General features: G+C 64.1%; 19 protein-coding genes. 8 read left to right on the forward strand and 11 right to left on the reverse strand.

All coding sequences use genetic code 11. The features are described 5' to 3' along the window. Positions 1-97: 97 nt before the first annotated feature. The 7 genes from ACMZ6R_RS07905 to ACMZ6R_RS07935 form a co-directional block, all read right to left on the reverse strand. Positions 98-1,456, reverse strand: coding sequence for an FAD-binding oxidoreductase (locus ACMZ6R_RS07905; RefSeq protein WP_416110377.1), 1,359 nt, complete (start codon positions 1,454-1,456; stop codon positions 98-100). 2 nt (positions 1,457-1,458) lie between these two features. After that, positions 1,459-2,151 carry an amino acid ABC transporter permease gene (locus ACMZ6R_RS07910; RefSeq protein WP_416110378.1) on the reverse strand — a complete coding sequence of 231 codons (693 nt, stop codon included), beginning with the start codon at positions 2,149-2,151 and terminating at the stop codon, positions 1,459-1,461. A 4-nt stretch (positions 2,152-2,155) separates the two neighbouring features. Continuing rightward, complete coding sequence (locus ACMZ6R_RS07915) at positions 2,156-2,941, reverse strand: amino acid ABC transporter ATP-binding protein (RefSeq protein ID WP_416110379.1); 786 nt, start codon at positions 2,939-2,941, stop codon at positions 2,156-2,158. A 1-nt stretch (position 2,942) separates the two neighbouring features. Continuing rightward, complete coding sequence (locus ACMZ6R_RS07920) at positions 2,943-3,656, reverse strand: amino acid ABC transporter permease (RefSeq protein ID WP_416110380.1); 714 nt, start codon at positions 3,654-3,656, stop codon at positions 2,943-2,945. Positions 3,657-3,736: 80 nt separating this feature from the next. After that, positions 3,737-4,489, reverse strand: coding sequence for an ABC transporter substrate-binding protein (locus ACMZ6R_RS07925; RefSeq protein WP_416110381.1), 753 nt, complete (start codon positions 4,487-4,489; stop codon positions 3,737-3,739). Positions 4,490-4,668: 179 nt separating this feature from the next. Beyond that, positions 4,669-5,586, reverse strand: coding sequence for a diguanylate cyclase domain-containing protein (locus ACMZ6R_RS07930; protein WP_416110382.1), 918 nt, complete (start codon positions 5,584-5,586; stop codon positions 4,669-4,671). 67 nt (positions 5,587-5,653) lie between these two features. Then, on the reverse strand, positions 5,654-6,547 hold the full coding sequence (locus ACMZ6R_RS07935; RefSeq protein ID WP_416110383.1) for a DMT family transporter: 894 nt from the start codon (positions 6,545-6,547) through the stop codon (positions 5,654-5,656). Positions 6,548-6,673: 126 nt separating this feature from the next. Here ACMZ6R_RS07935 and ACMZ6R_RS07940 point away from each other — a divergent pair, with 126 nt between their 5' ends. The 3 genes from ACMZ6R_RS07940 (at position 6,674) to ACMZ6R_RS07950 (ending at position 9,020) form a co-directional block, all read left to right on the forward strand. After that, positions 6,674-7,777: an FAD-dependent oxidoreductase gene (locus tag ACMZ6R_RS07940; RefSeq protein ID WP_416110384.1), complete on the forward strand. Its 1,104-nt coding sequence runs from the start codon at positions 6,674-6,676 to the stop codon at positions 7,775-7,777. A gap of 15 nt (positions 7,778-7,792) precedes the next feature. Beyond that, complete coding sequence (locus tag ACMZ6R_RS07945; RefSeq protein ID WP_416110385.1) at positions 7,793-8,323, forward strand: 4Fe-4S dicluster domain-containing protein; 531 nt, start codon at positions 7,793-7,795, stop codon at positions 8,321-8,323. Positions 8,324-8,411: 88 nt separating this feature from the next. Continuing rightward, positions 8,412-9,020 (forward strand): tetratricopeptide repeat protein, encoded by a 609-nt coding sequence (locus ACMZ6R_RS07950; RefSeq protein WP_416110386.1) that lies wholly within the window; start codon positions 8,412-8,414, stop codon positions 9,018-9,020. A 546-nt stretch (positions 9,021-9,566) separates the two neighbouring features. Here ACMZ6R_RS07950 and ACMZ6R_RS07955 read toward each other — a convergent pair. Further along, a complete protein-coding gene (locus ACMZ6R_RS07955; protein ID WP_416110387.1) occupies positions 9,567-11,072 on the reverse strand; it encodes an SLC13 family permease in 1,506 nt (501 codons plus the stop codon). A gap of 387 nt (positions 11,073-11,459) precedes the next feature. On the opposite strand from ACMZ6R_RS07955, the gene ACMZ6R_RS07960 reads away from it, so the two are divergent. After that, positions 11,460-12,203, forward strand: a complete 744-nt coding sequence (locus ACMZ6R_RS07960; RefSeq protein WP_416110388.1) for a TetR/AcrR family transcriptional regulator — start codon at positions 11,460-11,462, stop codon at positions 12,201-12,203. A gap of 182 nt (positions 12,204-12,385) precedes the next feature. Here ACMZ6R_RS07960 and ACMZ6R_RS07965 read toward each other — a convergent pair whose 3' ends face one another. The 3 genes from ACMZ6R_RS07965 to ACMZ6R_RS07975 form a co-directional block, all read right to left on the reverse strand. Further along, a complete protein-coding gene (locus ACMZ6R_RS07965; RefSeq protein WP_416110389.1) occupies positions 12,386-12,994 on the reverse strand; it encodes a tetratricopeptide repeat protein in 609 nt (202 codons plus the stop codon). Positions 12,995-12,996: 2 nt separating this feature from the next. Then, positions 12,997-14,118 (reverse strand): AI-2E family transporter, encoded by a 1,122-nt coding sequence (locus ACMZ6R_RS07970; RefSeq protein WP_416110390.1) that lies wholly within the window; start codon positions 14,116-14,118, stop codon positions 12,997-12,999. Between the two features lie 68 nt (positions 14,119-14,186). Beyond that, positions 14,187-14,432, reverse strand: coding sequence for a DUF2905 domain-containing protein (locus ACMZ6R_RS07975; protein WP_416110391.1), 246 nt, complete (start codon positions 14,430-14,432; stop codon positions 14,187-14,189). A gap of 62 nt (positions 14,433-14,494) precedes the next feature. Between ACMZ6R_RS07975 and ACMZ6R_RS07980 the strand changes: the two genes are divergently transcribed. The 4 genes from ACMZ6R_RS07980 to ACMZ6R_RS07995 all read left to right on the forward strand — a co-directional run bounded on the left by ACMZ6R_RS07980 (position 14,495) and on the right by ACMZ6R_RS07995 (position 18,111). Then, complete coding sequence (locus ACMZ6R_RS07980) at positions 14,495-15,625, forward strand: aminotransferase class I/II-fold pyridoxal phosphate-dependent enzyme (RefSeq protein WP_416110392.1); 1,131 nt, start codon at positions 14,495-14,497, stop codon at positions 15,623-15,625. A 137-nt stretch (positions 15,626-15,762) separates the two neighbouring features. After that, a complete protein-coding gene (locus ACMZ6R_RS07985; RefSeq protein WP_416110393.1) occupies positions 15,763-16,503 on the forward strand; it encodes a basic amino acid ABC transporter substrate-binding protein in 741 nt (246 codons plus the stop codon). A 71-nt stretch (positions 16,504-16,574) separates the two neighbouring features. Then, positions 16,575-17,384: an amino acid ABC transporter permease gene (locus ACMZ6R_RS07990; protein WP_416110394.1), complete on the forward strand. Its 810-nt coding sequence runs from the start codon at positions 16,575-16,577 to the stop codon at positions 17,382-17,384. Next, positions 17,371-18,111, forward strand: coding sequence for an amino acid ABC transporter ATP-binding protein (locus ACMZ6R_RS07995; protein ID WP_416110395.1), 741 nt, complete (start codon positions 17,371-17,373; stop codon positions 18,109-18,111). The genes ACMZ6R_RS07990 and ACMZ6R_RS07995 overlap by 14 nt, the downstream gene beginning before the upstream one ends. Positions 18,112-18,139: the final 28 nt, after the last annotated feature.

Raw genomic sequence — 18,139 nt, forward strand, 5'->3', positions numbered from 1 at the left:
GGAATACGCATCCTTGTTCGTCTCTTTGTAAAAGAAAATAGATAAAAGTCAAGAGAACGCGATGAAATAACAGGGAAATAAATGAGTTTCTTTTGAACTAAAAAATTTTTCCCGGGTTCATGACGCCCCGGGGATCGAACAGGTGTTTGAGGCCCTGTTGCAGGGCAATGGAGCGGGGGGAAAGTTCCATGTCGAGAAAGGGCTTTTTGGCCAGGCCGATGCCGTGCTCGCCGGACATGGTGCCGCCGAGTTCGAGCACGACGGCGATAAGTTCGCGCAAAAGCGCCTGGCCGCGCTCGCGGCTGCCGTCCTCGCCGGTGACGTTGACGTGGATGTTGCCGTCGCCGGCATGGCCGAAGGCGTAGACCGTCATGCCGAAGCGCTGCCCGAGCCCGGGCAGGCGGGCCACCAGCTCCGGGATGCGGGCTATCGGCACCACCGTGTCGTCGGAAAGGTACACCGGCGCGCTTTCGTGGATGCGCGTGGAGGTCTGGCGGCGGATGTCCCAGAGCTTCTCGCGCTTGGCGGCATCGTCGGCCGGCATGATGGCCAGGGCTCCGGCGTCGCGGCAGAGGGCGGCGATGCGGGCGATGTCCCTGGCCGCCTCGTCCGGGTCGCCGTCGGCTTCGAGCAACAGCAGCGTCGGTTCGCCGTCCGGAAGCGTCAAGGGCAAAAGCTCCTCCACAAGCCCCAGACAGGCCCGGTCCATGAACTCCACGGCCGAGGGCGTGATGCCGCTGGTCATGATGGCGGACACGGTGGTCACGGCGGCGCGGGCGTCGGCGAAAAGCGCGGCCACCGCCCGCACCTCGCGCGGATGGGGAATGAGCTTGACGGTCAGCTCGGTGATGACGCCAAGGGTTCCTTCCGAGCCGACGAGCAGCCCGGTCAGGTTGTAGCCCACCACGCCCTTGCGCGTGGCCACGCCCGTCTTGAGGATTTCCCCGTCCGGCAGCACACAGGTCGCGCCGAGCACATAGTCGCGGGTGACGCCGTATTTGACGCAGGCCGGGCCGCCGGCGTTGGTGGCGGCGTTGCCGCCCAGGGTGGAGGTGGCCAGGCTCGCCGGGTCGGGCGGGTAGAAAAGGCCGGTTTCGGCGGCGGCGTCGCGAAGTGTCTTGGTGACCACACCGGGCTCGACCACGGCCACGAGGTTGGCCGTATCGATGGCCAGGATGCGGTCCATGGCCGTGGTCGCCACCACCACGCCGCCGGACGTGGCCACGCAGCCGGCGCAAAGCCCGGTGCCGGCCCCGCGCGGGGTCACGGCAAAGCCGTGGCGATGGGCCAACTGCAGCAGGCGGCTGATCTCGTCGGCGTTTCGAGGGAAAAAAACGGCTTCGGGCGCGGCGGCAATGCCCGAATCATCGGTCGCGGCCCCATTGAGAACATCGGGGTCCGTGCGAAAGCCCGGCCCCAGCTCGCGGGCCAGGGCGGCAAGCAGCGCGACGTCCACGGTCAATCCTTTTTGGCTTCGAATCCCGGCAGTTCCAGGCGTTTTTCCACCGCGCGATGCACCAGGGTGGCCACGGTCACCAGCGCCAGATAGTAGACGCCGACCACGACGAAGACCTCGGTGTTGCGGAAGGTGGACTTGGCCAGGCTTCTGCCCATGCCGGTCAGGTCGCTGACCGTGATGATGGAGGCCAGCGACGAATATTTGATGAGGTAGATGATCTCGTTGCCGCAACCGGGCAGGGCCCGGCGAAACGCCTGGGGCAGGACCACCGAGGTGATGGTGGTCAGCGGCGTCATGCCGAGCGCCTGGGCGGCCCGCAGCTGGCCCCGCTTGATGGAGAGCAGCCCGCCCCGGATGTACTCGGACTGGTAGGCCCCGCTGCACAGCGCAAACCCGATGATCGAGGCCCACATGGGCGACAGGATGCAGCGCCAGCCACCGATGGAGAGGTAGGGCAGGGCGAAGTACCAGAAGTAGAGCTGCACCACCAGCGGTGTGCCGCGAAAAAGCGACACGTACCATTCAAGGCCGCGCACCAGCGGCCGGGGGCCGTAGACCCGGGCCGTGCCCACGGTCACGCCGATGGCCACGCCCAGGAGCGAGGAGGGGATGATCAGGAGAATGCTCGTCCACAGGCCCGCATTGAGCGCCGGGATGATGCGGCTGGCCGCGAAATGGAAAAAACTGTCCATGGCGTCAGGCGGCCGGGGAGGCGAGTTCGCAGGTGGCTTCGCCGGCAAGTTCGCTGAGCTTGGCGCAAAACGACTGGGTGCGGCTGCCCGAGCCCGGGGCGAGCAGGACCGCGGGCGAGCCGCGCTCCACGATGCGGCCCTGTTCCATAAACAGGAACTCGTCGGCCAGGGCGGCCGAAAAACTGATCTGGTGCGTGGCCATGATCATGGTCATGCCCTCGTCGGCCAGATCGCGGATGACGGTGAGCACCTCGCCGATAAGCTCCGGGTCCAGCGCCGAGGTCGGCTCGTCGAGGAGCAGCACCTTGGGGTCCAGGGCGAGCGCCCGGGCCACGGACACCCGCTGCTTCTGGCCGCCGGAAAGCTGGGCCGGGTAGAGCGAGGGTTTGTCGGCCAGACCCACCCGGGCCAGTTCCTCCATGGCCCGCGCGGTTGCGGCGCGCTTGTCCATGCCCTTGACCTTGATTAAGGCCACGCGCACGTTCTCCATGGCGGAGAGGTGGTCGAACAGGTTGAAATCCTGAAAGATCATGCCGACCTGCTGCCGCAGGGCGAGCAGTTCGCGCTTGCTTTTGCCGTCGATGGTCTTGCCTTCGAGGGAAATGGTGCCGGAGTCGGGCGGGGAGAGGAAGTTGATGCAGGCAAGCAGCGTGGATTTGCCCGCGCCCGAAGGGCCGATGAGCACCTTGAGTCCGCCCCTTTTGACGGTAAGGGACACGTCGTCGAGGATGCGATTCCCGCCGATGGTCTTGACGATGTTTTCGACGCGCAAAATGGGCTGGTCAACCATGCTACAATGATCCCTGGTGCGCGTATCCGGGGATGCGCACCTTGGCCTCGAGGCGTTTGAGGGCCTTGATGCCGGCCCAGGTGAGAAAGAAAAAGAGCGCCCCGGCCAGCAGCGAAAGGGGCAGCGGCTGGTGGGTGACGGCCGCCACCGACCGGGTCCGGGACATGACCTCGAGCACGCCGATGGTAAAGGCCAGGGCCGAGTCCTTGAGCAGAATGGAATATTCGTTGGACCAGGCCGGAATGGCCAGACGCAACGCCTGGGGCAGGATGATGGCGCGGATGGCGGTGGCGTCGCTCATGCCGAGGGCCCGGGCGGCCTTGAGCTGTCCCGGCGGCAGGCCCTGGATGGCGCCCCGGAAAATCTGCGACTGGTAGGCGGCGCTGGTCAGGCCAAGGACCAGCACGGCGGACAGAAAGCCCGAGGACAGGGGCAGAAAGGACAGGGCCGGAATCTCGCTTAGGTAGGCCATGATGCCGAAGTAAAAGAGGTAGAGCTGGACCAGGATGGGAATGCCGCGAAAAAGCCAGATGTAGGCCGAGACGAAACGGCGCATGGCCTTGCCGCCGTAGACGTGGGCCACGGCCAGGGGAATGCCGAACAAAAGCCCCAGCCCCATGGCGCCGATGATAAGTCCCGCCGTCCACCACAGGCCGCCGAGGATGTAGGGCAGGCCTTCCCATATGGCCAGGGCTGCCTTGACGTAACCGTCCATAATGATTTGTGTCCGGGAAAGGCGCGCCCGCGCCCGGAGCCGCCCGAAGAAGGACGTCCGGACGCGGGCGGCGCGGCGGATTACAGGCCGTACTTGGCCTTGAGTTCCTTCCAGTAGGGATCGGCCATAAGGAGCTTGAGCCCCTCGTTGATCTTCTTCTGGAATTCCTTGTCTTCCTTGCGCATGGCGTAACCGTACTTCTCCGGCTTGGCGTCGAAGGTGCCGGCGATCTTGTAGCCGGGGTTCTTCATGGCTTCCTTGGCGATGGTGCTGTCCATGCCGGAGCCGGCGATGCGGCCGATTTTCAGGTCCTCCAGGGACAGGTCCGTGGAGTCGTAGGGCACGACCTCGAATTTGTAACCGGGCTTGGTGACCAACTCTTCGAGTAGCTTGGCCGTGACCGTGCCGCGCTGCACGCCGATCTTCTTGCCGGAGTGCAGTATGTCGGCCAGGGAGGTGTTGTCCTTTTCCGGGACCACCAGAACCTGGGTGACTTCATAGTAGGGGATGGAGAAAGCGACCTTTTCGGCACGCTCGGCCGTGGCGCTCATGCCCGAGGCGATGATGTCGATTTTCTTGGCCAGAAGCGCCGGGATGATGCCGTCCCAGTCCATGGGCTGGTGCTTGACCTTGAAGCCCATTTTCTTGGCGATCCAATTGAGCGACTCGACATCGAAGCCGGAGGGCTTGCCGTCCTTGTCCACGAAGCCGAACGGCGGAAAGCCGAAATCGATGCCGTTGATGTAGACTTTTTCCTCCGCCGCGGCCAGACCGCCGAAGCACAGGACAAAGACGGCCAGTGCGGCCAGAAGAAGGCCAAGACGCTTGCGCATGGTACGCTCCCGGGTTGAGGTGGCGAGGTGAGGGCCTGGGCCGAAACCGACGATGCCGGAACTTCCGGCGTGGACAGACGATGCGGCGTTACGGAACCGTAACCGGATAGCAGAGATGCCGCATCCGGGCAAGGGCGCGGCGCATGGGGAAGGGGCTTGTGGGAAGGCGTGGACGCGGCCTAAAGGGCCATTTCGCCAAGAACCCGGTTGCGTCCGGCCTGCTTGGCCGCATAGAGCATGCGGTCGGCGGCGCCGATGAGCGCCTCGGGCGTCATGCCGGCCTTGGGCGTGAGCGTTGCCGCTCCAAGACTCACCGTGACCACCTCGGCGGCGCGCGAATCCTCGTGCCCGATGTCGAGGTCGATGACGGCGGAACGCATGGCCTCGGCCAGATGCAGCGCGCCGCGAAGGTCGGTGTTTTCGAGCACCACGGCGAATTCCTCGCCGCCGAAGCGCGCCACCAGATCGCCGGGGCGGCGCAAGGCGTCGGAAAGGGCCCGGGCCACGGATCGCAGGCATTCGTCGCCGGCCATGTGGCCGTAGGCGTCGTTGTAGGCCTTGAAGTCGTCGATGTCGGCCATGATCATCGACAGGGTGGTGTTGCAGCGCATGGCGTGACGCCAGGTCTGATCCAGGTATTCGTCGAAACGCCGCCGGTTGGGGATGCCGGTCAGCCCGTCGCGCATGGAAAGCGTCTCGAGCAGGTCGCCCCGGCGTTTGAGTTCCACATGGGCGCGGACCCGGGCCTGCACGATGGGCACGGTGATGGGCTTGGTGATGTAGTCCACCGCCCCGAGGGCCAGACCCAACGTCTCGTCGGACACCTCGTTTTTGGCGGTGAGGAAGATGATCGGGATGTTGCGGGTGGAAAAGTCGGCCTTGAGACGGCGGCAAACCTCATAGCCGTCCATCTCCGGCATGAGGATGTCGAGCAGGATGAGGTCCGGCGGCGTGTCGCACACGAGGCGCAATGCCTCGGGACCGCTCGTGGCGATACGCACGGCGAATTCGTTTCGCAGCGTTTCGGTCAAAATGGCCAGGTTCGACGGGGCGTCGTCAACAACCAGGACATCGGCCGGGGTGGTGGGCGTATCCATGAACAAGGTCTCCGGGACGGGAAAAGTGGCTATGCTGTAGCCGCAAGCGGGTGAAAGCGCAAGACGGTTATCGGTTTTCATATGGTTTCGTTTTCCGGTTGGTCAGCCAGACCCCGGCCAGCACCAGCGTGCCGCCAAGGGCCAGGGAGGAGGAGAGCGGCTCGCCGAGAAGCAGCCAGCCCAGAAAGACCGCCGTGACCGGCACCAGATTGATGAACACCCCGGCCTTGGTCGGGCCGATGGCGCGCACCCCTTCGTAGTACCAGGAGAAACCGAAGCCGGTGGCCAGGATGCCGAAAAAAAGCAGGCAGCCCCAGGCCACGACGCCGGCGCCGGCCACGTCCCGGGCAAGCCCCGTGGCCAGGGCCGGGGGCAGGAGCATGGCCGCGCCGAGAATGCACGACCAGGTGACCGCGCCGTACGGGGCCACCCGCTCCATGGCCTTTTTCCCGGCCAGCGTATACGCGGCCCAGGTCAGCACGCAGCCGAAAATGCAGACATCGCCGAAGGACAGTCCCTGGCGCAAAAGCGCCCCGGGATCGCCGCCGGAAACGATGAGCCCCACCCCGGCGAAGGAGACCGCGATGCCGCAGGCCTTGGCCACGGTGAAGCGTTCCCGAAAGAGCAGGGCGGAAAAAAGCGCCACCACGGCCGGAATCGAGGCCACGATCAGGGCCGCCCGGCCGGCCGGCACCGTGCGCAGCCCGGCGAAAAAAAGCGCGTTGTAGGCGAAGATGCCGGTCGCGGCCAGGAGCAGCAGCCAGGGCAGGGTCCGGCGGGTGAGCTTCGGCACCCGGCCTTCCAGGCGCGCCGTGAGAAAGACCAGGAAGATCGAAGCGAGCAGAAAGCGCATGAACGCGGCGGAAAAAGGCCCCATGTACCGGCCGAGAATCCGCCCGGCCACCCATGTGCCGCCCCACAGCACGGCCGAGCCGATCAGTTTGCAGTAGATGCCGGACATGGTTTCCTCCGATGGCTTTGGGCCCTGGACGTGTGGCAGGTCGTGGCACAAAGGCGGGGGAAAGTCATCCGACCGTTGTGCAGTCACGGTCTTTCGCATATCCTGGCATCGGAACCGGAGGCTTTCATGGACGCCATGAATTTCAATTTCCTGTGCGACGAGCCGCCCCCGCCGAGCGGGGCCTCGGTCGGCATCATCGGAGCCGGTCCGTCGGGATTGGCGGCGGCCGGGTATCTCTCATGCCTGGGCCATGCGGTCGAGGTCTACGACAAGATGCCCAAGCCCGGGGGGCTCATGCTCTTCGGCATCCCCGGCTACCGCATCCCCCGCGAACGCATCGAGGCCGGTACCCTGCGTATGGCCAGGCGCTACGGCGTGGTCTTTCACACTCACACGAAAATCTGTTGCAGCGCGCCGCTTTTCGAGGAAGAGGGCGACCATTTCGCAACCGAGGTCAAGGGCCTAGGCGACATGGTCAAAAAGCACGACGCCATCATGATCGCCACCGGCTCGTGGAAATCGCGCCGGCTGGAGATCCCGGGCGAGGAACTCCCGGGCGTGCTGTCCGGGCTGGAATTCCTCTTTCCCATCCGGGCCGCCCACTACTGCGCCCCGAACGTCAAGGCCCCGGACGTGGCCGGCCGGCGGGTGGTGGTCATCGGGGCCGGGCACTCGGCCGTGGACGTGGCCCATGGGGCCGTGTCCCTGGGCGCGGCGTCGGTCGACGTGCTCTACCGGCGCAGCCGCGCGGAGGCCCCCTGCGGCAGCCTCGAGATCGAACGCCTGGAGCATTCGGGCGTCACCTGGAACGAAGGCTGCGTGCCGGTGCGCGTGTCGGGCGAAGAGGCGGTCGCCGGCATCGAATTCAGGCGCGACGGGGCGGTGGAAAGCCTGCCGGCCGATCTGGTGGTCGCGGCCATCGGCGAGGTGGCCACGCCTCCCTTCGCCAAGGAGCTCGGGCTCGAATCCGTGCGCAAGGGCGAGGTGCGCTGGCTCAATATGACGGCCATCGAAAACGTGTTCGTGGCCGGCGATGCCCTAACCGGCCCGAGCAAGATCGGCAAGGCCGTCTATTCCGGGCTGCGGGCGGCCCGTTCCCTTGGCAACTGGCTGGAGCTCAAGGCCCAGAACCGGCAGACGGAATTCGCCGCCGACGAGCTTATCAGCCGCGAGGCCGACCGCTTCCCGGGCGGCGGCTTTCGGGACGCGCCCCGGGTGCGCGGGCTGTAACGGACGGACGTCACCATGACCGCGCGCAAGACGCTTTACATCGACTATTCCAAATGCATCGGCTGCGAGACCTGCGAGTATGTCTGCCGGTTCGTCCACGACGTGCCGCGCATCCACATGATCCGAGCCGTCTCGGGCCTTATGGCCCCACTGTACTGCCGGCACTGCGCCGAGCCCAATTGCGCCAAGGTCTGCAAGCGCGGGGCCATCCGCCGCGACGTGGACGGGGCCATGGTGCTCCAGCCCATGCTGTGCCGGGGCTGCGAATCGCGCCAGTGCATGCTGGCCTGCCCCTACATGGCCGTTTTCGAGACGGACAAGGGCGTCATGGTGGTCAAATGCGACCTGTGCGCCGCCCGCCGGCAGATCGGCCAGGAGCCGGCCTGCGCCCAGATGTGTCCCTGCGGGGCCATTCATTACGTCGCGCCGGACGACATCCCGGCCCTGGCCTGCGAAGCGGCCCGGGACGCCGAGGAGCGGGTGCTGGCCTGCCTGCGTCCCCCGAAAAAAAGCGGGAATCCGGGCGGGGGCGGCCAAACGCCTTGACCTCGCCGGAAAAGACCGTCACCCCAGCCGTGCGGCGCAAGCATCAATCGTAACCGGCCGGCCGCTGCCGGCGCGCGGGAGGACAGACGTGCACACACCCGAACAAGACGACGCGGCCCTCGCCAAGGCCGAAGCCATCCACCAGGCCGCCCTGGAGGCCCTGGAGCGCAAGGAGTTCGATGCCGCCCGGGAAGGTTTTTTCAAGGCCCTCGAAGCCTTCCTCGCCCTGGACGATGCCGTGGGACAGGCCATGAGCCAGCATAACCTGGGACTCACCAGCCAGGAAATGGGTGATTTGGCCAAGGCTCGGGAATGGCTGGAAAAATCCCTGGCCATCAGCGAAAAGGAAGAACTCGAGGGCGGCATCACCGTCACCTGCCATCAGCTCGGCGTGGTGGCCCAGATGGCCGAGGATTACCCCAAGGCCGTCGCATGCTACGAGCGCGCCCTGGAGCTCGAGGAAAAAACCGGCAACACTGCCGGAGAAGCCAGGACCTGCCACCAGCTCGGGCTCGTCGCCCACTACCAGGGCGACCTGGAAGCCGCCAAGGTCTGGTACGCCCGGGCCGTGGCCATCTTCGAGGAACTGGGCGATACGGAAAATGTCGGCAAGACCAACAAACTGCTCGATTTTCTCACCGATTTCGAACGCAAGGGCAGCCACGAAGGCCACTCCGGTCCCTGCGGCAACGCCTAGCTGTCGAGCGGCGCGGTTTCGCCTGCCAGGGCGCTGCCCTGGCCCCGAGACTGGGGCTCTGCCCCAGACCCCGCCGGGAGGCCGAAGGCCCCCCGGACCCCCCATCCGGTGCGCTTTGGCTGGGCGGAAGGCTTGGCTGGCGGGCCGGAGGGCGAAGTGTCGAGAAGATGGAGGCGGAATTTGTCGGGACGGGCATGTCGCTTCGCGACAAGCTCGCCCCGAGCAAATTCCGCCTCCACCACGCCGGTCGCCCCAAGGGGGCGACAAGTTTGAAGTTCCCTGAATTTTTTTTGACTGGTTCTTGAATGCGGCGCTTCGCCGCTGGCGTGATTGTTGCCGCAATCGTGGCCGGCGTCGAGGGGCGAAAGCCCCTCGTGCCGCCGGGCCGATTGCGGCAACAAACGTCTGGCCTCCCGCCAACCCGCCGTAGCCTCGCCCGGCCGAGCGTGAAGGGGGGACCGGGGGGCATCAAGCCCCCCGGCGGAGAGGTGCAGGAGAGGCGGAGCCTCTCCTGCCGGGGTCTGGGGCGGAGCCCCGGCCGGTGCTTTATTTCGGCGTGATGGCCCAGGCGGGCAGGTGGGACAGGTCGATGCCCCACAGAAGCGGCATGAGGTAGAAGGTCATGCAGGTGATGATGAAGATGCCGAACACGTTGAGCCAGAATCCGGCCTTGCACATCTGTCCTATACTGACGCAGCCGCTGCCGAAGACGACGGCGTTTGGCGGCGTGGCCACGGGCAGCATGAAGGCGAAGGAGGCGGCCACGCAGGCGCCGATGATGGTGGCGTAGGGGTTGATCCCGAGCGCCACGGCGGCGCTGCCCATGATGGGGATGAGCAGGGTGGCGGTGGCGGTGTTGGAGGTGAGTTCCGTCATGAAGATGGTGATGGTCACCACCAGCGTGACGAACAGGATCGGGGCCATGCCCTGCAGGGTGGACAGGTTGCCGGCGATCCAGTCGGCGAGGCCGGTCTTGGTGAAGCCGTTGGCGATGGCCAGGCCGCCGCCGAAGAGCAGGATCACGTCCCAGGGGATCTTGACGGCCGTCTTCCAGTCCAGCAGGAATTTGCCGTTCTTGAAGTCCGTGGGCAGGGCGAAGAGGATCAGCGCGCCGACGATGCCGATGGTGGCGTCGTGGACCATGCTGAGCGCGGGGATTTTGACGAAGCCGCGCACGATCCAGCAGAAGCCCACGAAGCAGCCCACGGCCACGATCCATTTTTCCTCTTTCTTCATGGGCCCGAGCAGTTCGAGTTCGTGGTCGATAATGTCAGCGCCGCCGGCCAGGGCCAGATCGCCCATGGGGAACAGCACGCGGGTGAGCAACCACCAGCAGAAGAGCAGCGTGATGAGCGCCAGGGGCACGCCGAAGGCCATCCACTGGGCGAAGCCGATATGCTGGCCGTACATTTTGCCGATCATGGCCACCATGATGACATTGGGCGGGGTGCCGATGATGGTGGCCACGCCGCCAATGGAGGCGGCGTAGGCGATCCCGAGCATGAGCGCCGTGCCGAAGTTGTATTCCGGGCCCGAGCCGGTCCCGTGCTTGAGGTCATGCCCTTCGAAGCCGAAGGCCTGCTGGATGACGGCCAGGCCGATGGGCACCATCATCATGGTGGTGGCGGTGTTGCTTACCCACATGGACAGAAAGGCCGTTGCCGCCATGAAGCCGAAGATCATGCGGCTGGGGCTTACGCCGACGAGTTTGATGGTCTTGAGCGCGATGCGCCGGTGCAGGTTCCAGCGCTCCATGGTGACGGCGATGAAAAAGCCGCCCATGAAGAGGTAGATGAGGTGGTCGGCGTAGGGCGCCGTGGCCGCTTTGGACGGCATGATCTTGAGGAGCGGAAACAAGGCGATGGGCAGCAAACTGGTGGCCGGAATGGGAATGGCTTCCGTGATCCACCAGATGGCCATCAATGCCGTTACGGCCGCCACGCGTTGGGCTTCCGGCTTCATGCCCGGCGGCAGCGGCATGAGCAGCAAGAGGATGAACACCACGGGGCCAAGGAAGAAACCGACCTTGTTGGCTGTGTGATACTGACGCACAAAACCCCCCTCTACGTTAAGGAAACAATGCCATGCCGGCGGATTCCGCATGGAACCGTCCGGCCTTCGCGTCCGCGCTCCGGAGTCTGCTTCCCGGGAGCGTCGGGCACGTTCGCCTCATTGTCTGGGTGCGTTCTCACAGAACCGGACCGCGACTGCGCGCGGGGGCAATGCGCGGTCGCCACGTGGGGTGGCCGGAACCGTCGGGGCCGGGCGCTCTCCCTGCAAACGGCATGGCGGGAAAACGTGGCGGACGGGTGCATTGCAGTGGAAGGAGCGTAACATGGGTTGATTGATTGGTCAATCAGCCCAGAAAAAAAACTGGGGTTCCAGCTGATTGCGCCAGTCTTGCCAATGGCCGGCGAGTGCCCTAAGGTGCGACTCTCCATGAAACGATCTCAAAATGAAACGTCAAACGCGCCATTCGAACCCGACGCTTCCGCTCGGGAGATGGAGCCTTTCGTACCGAGTGCGGGGGGTGATGCGGTTTCGGGCGGGGCCGGCAAGAAGGAGCGCATCCTGCGCGCCGCCCAGGCCATGTTCGGCCGGCACGGCTTTGCCAACACGACCATGAAAATGATCGCCGAGGAGGCCGGGGTGGCTTTCGGGCTGGTGGCCCATCATTTCGGGGGCAAGGAGAACCTTTTCATCACCGCCGGGTTCGACATGATCGGGCGGCTTCTGACCCGGGTACGGGAGGAAGCGAGCGATGCGGAGTCAGGCTATGATGCCCTGACCCAGTTTATACGGGCCTATCTGCGCTTTACCCTCGACAATCCCGAGACGTTTCCGGTGCTCATTCGGTGTTCGCCGTTCGGGGAGCTTGGCGGGGAAGACCACAAGGCGCTTGTGGCGGAGAAGTTCGACCTGATTTTCGACGAGATCGCAGCCCACTTGAAGCGCGGCATGGACGATGGTTCCATTCGTCTTTTGCCGGTGCGCAAGACGGCGCTGCTGCTCTACGGCAACATCCTGACCGCCGTGCGCACCCACTTCATCACGCCCTACAAGTTCGCCGGTCTCTACGAGGAGACGCTTCGCTACGTGCAGCACGCCGTGGCCAATCCCGAGGGGCTCGGACGCGAAGCGGTCTTTCGCCGCAAGTTCCAGCATTTGTCGCTGATCGACTAGGACCCGCAATTTCAGGTCCTTTGTCAGCGCATCTCAACGGCTTTCCGAGGTCTTCTCGAAAAGCCCTTCTTCCGTCCACAGCCTACCCAGGGAAAAAGTTGAGGAAGGGGAGAGCGCGAGAGGGGAAACCCTTTTCAAAGGGTTTCCCCTCTCGCATCTTCTTCTCTATCTTCTCTTCTCTCTTATTTGCGGGGGGCCCATTCGCTGGCCATGGTTTTGATCGAGGCGATCTGGCGCTGGGTCAGCATGCCCTGGATCTGGTCGCGCAGGGCCTGGGCCCCGGGCTTGTCCTCGGGCGGCAGGTTGGCGGCGCCGGCGGCCAGGAGGGACCAAAAATAGGCTTTGACCGGATTTTGGGCCACGCCCTTGCCGTACAGATACAAGGTGGCGAGCAGGTATTGGGCGCCGCCTTTGCCCGCAAGCCCGGCCTCGGTCAACTGCTTGGCCGCGTCCTCGAAATTCTGGGGCACACCCTGGCCGTAGTAGAGGAGCTTGCCCAGGCAATACTGGCCGTCGGGATTGCCGGAAGCAGCCGATTTTTTGAACCACTCCGCAGCCTTGGCATAGTCCTGCGGGACGCCGAGGCCCGTGTAGTACATGGCCGCCACCTGGTTTTGCACGGCGGCGTCGCCGGCGTCGGCCAGGGGCAGAAATTCCTCGAGGGCCTTGGCGTAGTCGCCGTCACGGTAGGCCTTCTTGCCTTCCTCGAGTCCGGCGCGGGCCAGTCCGGGCAGCGCCAGGCACAGCACAACGACCAGCCACATTGCCAGCCGGGGGAGATACCGTCGCATACTTATTTTTTTCCGTGGCCGGCTTTCGCGTTGGCGTCGCCCGGCTGGCAGGAGGCGCTTTTTTCCCCGGGCAGGCATTTCTGCAGGTCGCTGCCCAAAATGACGTAGCGGAAGATGAACACCGACACCGGCACCCCGAGCACCATGCCCCACAAGCCGAAGAGCTTGTGCCCCACGTAGAGGATCATCAGCGTGACGAGCGGGCTGATCTTGAACATGGCGGCCACGATGCGGGGGTTTAGGATGTAGGTCTCGATGGTGTGCACGATGATGATCATGACGATGGCCCACAGGGCGTGGTGGGGGCCCGTGGTGTTGACGGCCACGAGCACGATGGGGGCCGAGGAGATGAACGTGCCGAGCACCGGGATCAGACCGCAGAAAAAAACCACCGTGGAAAGGAGCATCACGGGTTCGATGCCGAGGAAGTGCATCCCGATGGCGGTCAGTATCGTGTTGACCGCGGCAATCAGCATCTGGGCGCGAAACCCCATGCCGACCACCACCGCGAAACGCACCACGCTGCGGGCCGTGACGTCGTAGATGTCGCGCAGCCGGGAATCGCGCAGGGAGATGGTCTTGGCCCTGAGGTTGGGGAAGTCGAGCATGATGAGGAAGCTGAAAAGCGTGCCCAGAAGGAACGTCGAAACGTAGGTGGAAATCTGGTTGAAGGAGTTGACGGCAATGGTGAAAAGCGTCTGCGCCTTGACGCCGACCAGGGCCTCGAGGCTCAGGTAATCCTTGACCTTGGCAATGGGCGCGGCCATGTCCGGGGCCAGCCAGGCCCAGTTGTCCAGGTGGCCGCGCAGGGTCTCCAGGGTGTCGGGCAGCTTTTTGAGAAACGACGTCGATTCGCTGCCGAGCTTTGGCAGCACCGAGGAGACGATGGTGAGCACCACGGTCACGAACACGATATAGACCACGGCGGCCCACAGGGTGCGCGGCAACCGGGTTTTGACGGCCAGGGTGTGGATGAGGCCGTTGAAAAGGAAGCACAGGATGTAGGTGATGAAGACCAGTCCGAACAGGCCATAGAAATTGGCCAGCCAGACCAGCCCGAAAAAGGCGGCCCAAATGGTGAGGGTCTTGTTGGTGCGCAAGAACTGGACGATGTCGAATGCCATGGTGAAGGGCAGTCGCTAGCACAAAAAAGTGCGGTGGACAATCGCAACCATGCCGCAGGCGCCGATTGTCATTTGCGGAAGATCCAGGCCAAGACCGTGAGGACGATGCTCACCACAAGGCAGGTGACCCAGGGAAAATAAAAGGAAAACCCATCGCCCCGGTAGCGGATGTCGCCGGGCAGCCGGAAAAGGGGCAGGCGCTGCCACAGCCCCTGCCAGAATCCCGGCCGGTCGGCCAGGAGAAGGACCGCCAGCCCCAGGCAGGCCACGGCGAGCCCCACCACCAAAAGAACCTTGCCGACCGCGTGATTCATGGGTATGTCCGCTTGTTTTCGATCCCCCAACCTATCCATCCTTGAAAAGGAAAGCAAACGCCGTGCCCTTGCCCCCATTTCGTCTGGAACGTTTTTTCGCCTGTCATGAGTTCACCGCTCCAAGCCTGCTGTGCGCCTCGGACGGCGAGACCATAAGCGTGGCCGAACTGCTCGACCTCGTGCCCGGATCGGCCGAGGGCCTTGCCCGCCTGCGCCTTGGCTATACCGACTCCCGCGGCGCGCCCGAACTGCGGGAAGCCATTGCCGGGCTCTATACGACCATTTCCCCGGACGACGTGCTGGTGCACGTCGGGGCTGAGGAGGCCATCTATACTTTCATGCAGGCGGCCCTTGCCCCGGGCGACGAAGTCGTGGTGCCAACGCCCTGCTACCAGTCCCTTTCCGACGTGGCCGGGAGCCTGGGCTGCCGGGTGGCTCCCTGGCGCTGCGATCCGGCCTGGGGTTTCGCCCCGGACATGGGGGAACTCGGCGCGCTGTTCGGGGACCGGGCCAGGGCGCTGGTGCTCAATTTTCCCCATAACCCCACGGGCTATATGCCCTCGCCGGAAGTCTTCGCTGCCATGATGGGGCTGGCCCGGGAGCGCGGGATGCGCGTTTTCTCCGATGAGGTGTATCGTTTTTCCGAAGCCGAAGGTGTGGCGACGCTGCCTGCCGCCTGCGACCTCGATGCCGGGGCTGTCTCGCTTGGCGTGCTGTCGAAATCCTTCGGCCTGGCCGGACTGCGGGTGGGCTGGGTGGCCTGCCGGGACCGGGAGTTTCTGTCGCGCATGGCCACGGTCAAGGATTACCTGTCCATCTGCGGCTCGGCGCCGTCCGAGTATCTGGCCGTGTGCGCCCTTGCGGCCAAGGAGGCCCTGCTTTCGCGCCTGCGGGCGCTTTTGGCCAAGAACCGTCTGCTGCTGGAATCTTTTTTTCACGAACGCTCGGACCTTTTCCATTACGTTTCGCCGCGCGGCGGGCTGACCGCCTTTCCGGGACTCGTGTCCGGGGACGCCGACGGGTTTTGCCGGGCCGCCCTGGAGCGCGGCGGGCTGTTGCTCCTGCCGGGCCGTTTGTACGGCGAGGAGTGGCCGGACCGGTTTCGCATCGGGTTCGGCCGGGCGGATTTCCCCGATAATCTGGAGAAATTTGCGGATTTTTGTCAAAATTGGCAGCACGGGGACAAGGCGTAAAATAGTCCGAGAGAGGTGAAATATGGAGCCTCGCGGCTTGAATTTTGGTGTTTTTTCGGCCACAAGGGCGTGACACACCGTTCGTTGCGCTGGGGATGTCCCTTTTGTCTTGCCACTTCCAACAACAGGAGTTCTCCATGGTCAAAAAATTTGTTTTGGCCCTGGCCCTTGTGGCCATGACCGCCTCGCCGTCCCTGGCCAAGACCATCGTCTTCGCCACCGACGCCACCTGGCCGCCGATGGAATTCGTCAACGCCGACAAGCAGATTACCGGTTACGCCATCGAGTACATGAAGGCCGCCGCCAAGGAAGCCGGGTTCACGGCGGAATTCAAGGCCGTGCCCTGGGATGGCATTTTCGCGGGCCTTGCCTCCGGCAAGTACAACGCCATCTGCTCCTCGGTGACCATCACTCCCGAACGCAAAAAGACCATGGATTTCTCCACTCCCTATTTCAAGGTGCGCCAGGCCCTGGTCGTTCCGGCCAAGTCCCCGGCCAAGTGCATCGACGACATGAAGGGCAAGACCCTGGGCGCCCAGATCAGCACCACCGGCCACTTCGCCATCAAGAAGGCCGAGGGCGTCAAGGACAAGTCCTATGACGAGGTCGGCCTGGCCTTCGAAGACCTCTACAACGGCCGCATCGACGGTGTGGTCTGCGACGATCCCGTCGCCGCCCAGTACGCCTTGCAAAACGAGAAGTACAAAAATTCGCTCAAGATCGCCTGCATCATCGAAGCCGGTGACGAGTACTACGGCATCGCCGTCAAAAAGGGCGACAAGGAAGACCTCGACCTGATCAACAAGGGCATTGAGGCGGTCAAGAAAAAGGGCATCGACAAGCAGCTGCTTGCCAAGTGGATCGGCGGCGGCAAATAGCGCCCGCGTAAAACGCAACCTGACGTCCGCCGGCTTTTAAAGCCGGCGGACGTGTCTGGCGGAATCGTCTCATGACCAAGCAATGCAATGATCCAGGCGAGGACGGGAAAACCATCATCGACGTGGGCGAGGGGGCGGCCATCCCCAAACCCTCGGACAAAGGCCTGGTTTCGGCCTGGCGCATCTCCTTTGCCGGCGCGCTTCTTACCCTCGGCTGTCTGCTTTATTTCAAGCCCGATCCCTACCTGAAGATTTTCCGGTTCGTTCCGGACGGCATCCTGATCACCTTCCAGGTCACGGTCTGCTCCATCATCCTGGCCCTGATTTTCGGCCTCATCACAGGGCTTGGCCGCATCTCGCGCAACAAATACATCAACCTCATCGCCTCGACCTACGTGGAGGTCGTGCGCGGCGTGCCGCTGCTGGTCCAGCTCTTCTACATCTATTACGCGCTGGGGCGCATCGTGCAGGTCCCGGATCTGCTCGCGGCCGTCATTTCCATGAGCGTGTGCTACGGAGCCTACATGGGCGAGGTATTCCGGGCCGGCATCACCGCCATCCCGGTCGGCCAGACCGAGGCGGCCCGGTCGCTTGGATTCACCCGGGCTCAGACCATGTACTACGTCATCCTGCCCCAGGCCTGGCGCACCATCCTGCCGCCGGTCGGCAACGAATTCATCGCGCTTTTAAAGGACACCTCGCTGGTCTCGATCCTGGGCGTGGCCGACCTGCTGCGGCGCGGCCGCGAATACGCCTCGGAGTCCTTCGAGTACTTCGAGACCTTCACCATGGTGGCCGTGATCTACCTGATCATCACCCTGATCCTGTCCAAGCTCGTGAGCATCATGGAGGAGCGGTTGTCCAGCCATGTCAAACGATAGCCCGATCATCAGCATAAAGGACGTCAGCAAGTTCTTCGATCACGTCGTGGCGCTCAAAAACGTCAGCCTCGACGTGGGACAAGGCGAAAAAGTGGTCATCATCGGCCCGAGCGGCTCCGGAAAATCCACGCTGCTGCGCACTATCAACCGGCTGGAGAACATCAGCCGGGGCCGGATCGTGGTGGACGGCCACGACCTCGACGACAAGACCGTCGACATCAACAAGGTGCGCATGGAAGTGGGCATGGTCTTCCAGAGCTTCAACCTGTTCCCGCACAAGACCGTGCTCCAGAACGTGACCCTTGCCCCGATCAAGATCAAAGGCATGGCCAAGGCCGAGGCCGAAGCCATGGCGCAACAACTCCTGGACAAGGTCGGCATCCTGGAAAAGTCCGACGTGTTCCCGGCCAAGCTCTCGGGCGGCCAGCAGCAACGCGTGGCCATCGCCCGGGCCCTGGCCATGAGCCCCAAGATCATGCTCTTCGACGAGCCCACCTCGGCCCTGGACCCGGAAATGATCGGCGAAGTGCTCGACGTCATGGTCAAACTGGCCCGCGAAGGCATGACCATGGTCTGCGTGACCCACGAGATGGGATTCGCCCGCGAAGTGGCCGACCGCATCGTGTTCATGGCCGAAGGCGAAATTCTCGAAATCGCCTCGCCGGAAACCTTCTACACCAACCCCTCCCACCCCCGTACCCAGAAGTTTCTGGAACAGATTTTGTGAGGTGGGCTTGGGGGAACGGAACCGGGGG

This window comes from Solidesulfovibrio sp. C21, from assembly GCF_047785625.1.
GTDB lineage: Bacteria > Desulfobacterota > Desulfovibrionia > Desulfovibrionales > Desulfovibrionaceae > Solidesulfovibrio.

Bases quoted from the DNA above. Each gene is read 5' to 3' on its own strand.
- ACMZ6R_RS07985 (WP_416110393.1), top strand. From the start codon at position 15,763: ATGGTCAAAAAATTTGTTTTGGCCCTGGCCCTTGTGGCCATGACCGCC.
- ACMZ6R_RS07990 (WP_416110394.1), top strand. From the start codon at position 16,575: ATGACCAAGCAATGCAATGATCCAGGCGAGGACGGGAAAACCATCATC.
- ACMZ6R_RS07930 (WP_416110382.1), bottom strand. From the start codon at position 5,586: ATGGATACGCCCACCACCCCGGCCGATGTCCTGGTTGTTGACGACGCC.
- ACMZ6R_RS07940 (WP_416110384.1), top strand. From the start codon at position 6,674: ATGGACGCCATGAATTTCAATTTCCTGTGCGACGAGCCGCCCCCGCCG.
- ACMZ6R_RS07915 (WP_416110379.1), bottom strand. From the start codon at position 2,941: ATGGTTGACCAGCCCATTTTGCGCGTCGAAAACATCGTCAAGACCATC.
- ACMZ6R_RS07960 (WP_416110388.1), top strand. From the start codon at position 11,460: ATGAAACGATCTCAAAATGAAACGTCAAACGCGCCATTCGAACCCGAC.
- ACMZ6R_RS07910 (WP_416110378.1), bottom strand. From the start codon at position 2,151: ATGGACAGTTTTTTCCATTTCGCGGCCAGCCGCATCATCCCGGCGCTC.
- ACMZ6R_RS07975 (WP_416110391.1), bottom strand. From the start codon at position 14,432: ATGAATCACGCGGTCGGCAAGGTTCTTTTGGTGGTGGGGCTCGCCGTG.
- ACMZ6R_RS07935 (WP_416110383.1), bottom strand. From the start codon at position 6,547: ATGTCCGGCATCTACTGCAAACTGATCGGCTCGGCCGTGCTGTGGGGC.
- ACMZ6R_RS07945 (WP_416110385.1), top strand. From the start codon at position 7,793: ATGACCGCGCGCAAGACGCTTTACATCGACTATTCCAAATGCATCGGC.
- ACMZ6R_RS07925 (WP_416110381.1), bottom strand. From the start codon at position 4,489: ATGCGCAAGCGTCTTGGCCTTCTTCTGGCCGCACTGGCCGTCTTTGTC.
- ACMZ6R_RS07920 (WP_416110380.1), bottom strand. From the start codon at position 3,656: ATGGACGGTTACGTCAAGGCAGCCCTGGCCATATGGGAAGGCCTGCCC.
- ACMZ6R_RS07995 (WP_416110395.1), top strand. From the start codon at position 17,371: ATGTCAAACGATAGCCCGATCATCAGCATAAAGGACGTCAGCAAGTTC.
- ACMZ6R_RS07970 (WP_416110390.1), bottom strand. From the start codon at position 14,118: ATGGCATTCGACATCGTCCAGTTCTTGCGCACCAACAAGACCCTCACC.
- ACMZ6R_RS07965 (WP_416110389.1), bottom strand. From the start codon at position 12,994: ATGCGACGGTATCTCCCCCGGCTGGCAATGTGGCTGGTCGTTGTGCTG.